Genomic DNA, 2128 nt, shown 5'->3' on the forward strand with positions numbered 1-2128 from the left:
CATGACCGGTTACTTCAACCGCCCCGATCTGACCGCCCAGGCGATCCGCGACGGCTGGCTCTTCACCGGTGATCTCGGCTACGTCGACAGCGAGGGCTATCTCTATCTCGTCGATCGCAAGAAGGACATGATCGACAGCGGCGGGGTGAAGGTATATCCGAAGGACATCGAGGAGGTGCTGACACGGCACCCCGCAGTGCGCGAAGTCGCCGTCTTCGGCGTGCCGCACGCGAAGTGGGGCGAGACGCCGGTTGCCGCCGTCATTCTGCGCGAGCGGGGCGCAGCGAACGCAGGGGAACTGCGCGACTGGATCAACGCCCGCGTCGACGCCCGCTACCAGCGCGTGCACACGGTGCAGATCCTGGACGACTTTCCGCGCAATGCAGCAGGCAAGACGCTCAAGCGCGAGATGCGGGATGCCTGGCAGGCCGAGGCCGTGACCGAAGACGGCTCGGCGTAGACGCGACCCGATGCTAGCCGGTCTGGCAGAGCGTCCTGCCTCGGGTGTCCGCGCGCGCCTCGCGGGCGTCTTCCTGTCGAGTCTGCTTGCCGCGTCGGGCGCCAGCGCGCAACCGGACTTCGGCGATATCGCGTCGCCGTCTCCGCCGCCGGCAGCCGCGATCGGCGGCTATGCGCGGGGCTGCCTCGCAGGCGGCGTGCGCTTGCCTGCCGACGGACCTGCCTGGCAGGTCATGCGCCTGTCGCGAAATCGAGCTTATGGGCACCCGGATCTCATCGCCTTCATCCGTGCCCTGTCGGAGTCGGCACGTGCACAGGGCTGGGCCGGGCTTCTCGTCGGCGATCTCGCGCAGCCACGCGGCGGGCCGATGCGCTCCGGGCACGGCAGCCATCAGACCGGTCTCGATGCCGACATCTGGCTCACGCCAGCGCCGCCGCGCACGCTCGCCACCGAGTTGCGCGAAACGCTCTCCGCGACATCGGTGGTGAGCGACGACGGCGCGGGCATCGATCGAGCGCGCTGGACGCCAGAGCACATCGCTTTGCTGAGGACTGCGGCACAGTTCTCGCAGGTTGACCGCATCTTCGTGAATCCGGCGATCAAGCGCGCACTGTGCGGGGAGGTGCAGGGCGATCGTCGCTGGCTGACCAAGATCCGGCCCTGGTGGGGCCATGACGAACACGTGCACGTGCGATTGCGCTGCCCGCGCGGCGACGCACACTGCGTCGACCAGGCTCCGGTGCCGGGGGGCGATGGTTGCGATGCGGATCTCGATTGGTGGTTCAGCGCCGAAGCGCGAGAGGAACTCGCAAAACGTCGCGCCGCCCCGTCGCGCAAGCTCACGCTCGCCGATCTTCCCGCTGCCTGTCGCCCGGTGCTTCTCGCCCCATAGCGCTCTCATGGGGCAGTCGCGCCCCACTGCCCGCGCACCGGGGGACATGCTACGGTGCGGCGTCACTTCGCGGGGAAAGAGAGCGATGTCCCTTCGATTCGCTCGCAGATTGCCGTGCGTGGTCGTGCTGCTCACTGCACTGCCCGTCAGTCGTGCCGCCGACTGGGTGTACGTCGTACAGCCGGGCGACAATCCCTGGACGATCACCCAGCGCTATCTCGACGGCGTTCGCTACTGGCCCGGGCTGCAGGAGTACAACGACATTCGCGACCCGACGCACATCGCACCGGGGACGCGGCTGCGCGTGCCGACGGCATGGCTCAAGCGTCAGCGCGAGCCGGTGCAGGTGAGCGCGGTGAGCGGAGAGGTCTCGTTGCAGCGGCGCCGCGAAGCGCCGCAGGCGCTGCAGGCGGACAGCACGGTGGACATCGGCGATGTGCTGCGCACGGCGCCCGATGGCAGCGTCGAGTTGCGTTTCGCCGACGGCTCGCGTCTGTACCTGCGTGGCGACAGCGAACTGCACATCCAGCGCAGCGAACGCATCCCGCACGGCAACGCGGTCAGAAGCCGGGTGCAACTTCCGCGCGGGCGCACGGAGAGCCGCGTGCTGGAGGACGGCAGCGAACGGCGCTTCGAGATCGACACGCCGGCGGCGGTGACCATCGTCCGCGGCACCCATTTTCGGGTCAATGCGGATGCGGCGCAGTCGTCGAGCGAGGTACTCGAAGGGAGCGTGCGCGTCGCCAACGATGCCGCCCGTATTGTCGTCGGCCCGC

Annotated in this window: 3 protein-coding genes; all 3 read left to right on the forward strand. The window is 68.8% G+C overall.

Annotation, left to right across the window (positions count from 1 at the left end; translation table 11 throughout):
* Window positions 1–460: AMP-binding protein (locus JNK68_17160; GenBank protein MBL8542072.1), on the forward strand; the 460-nt coding region annotated here is incomplete at its 5' end.
* Window positions 461–470: 10 nt separating this feature from the next.
* Complete coding sequence (mepA, locus tag JNK68_17165) at window positions 471–1352, forward strand: penicillin-insensitive murein endopeptidase (GenBank protein MBL8542073.1); 882 nt, start codon at window positions 471–473, stop codon at window positions 1350–1352.
* Window positions 1353–1437: 85 nt separating this feature from the next.
* The coding region (locus JNK68_17170) for a FecR domain-containing protein (GenBank protein ID MBL8542074.1) at window positions 1438–2128 on the forward strand (691 nt) is incomplete at its 3' end.

It is taken from the genome of Betaproteobacteria bacterium (assembly GCA_016791345.1).
In the GTDB taxonomy this organism is placed as follows: Bacteria; Pseudomonadota; Gammaproteobacteria; order Burkholderiales; family JAEUMW01; genus JAEUMW01.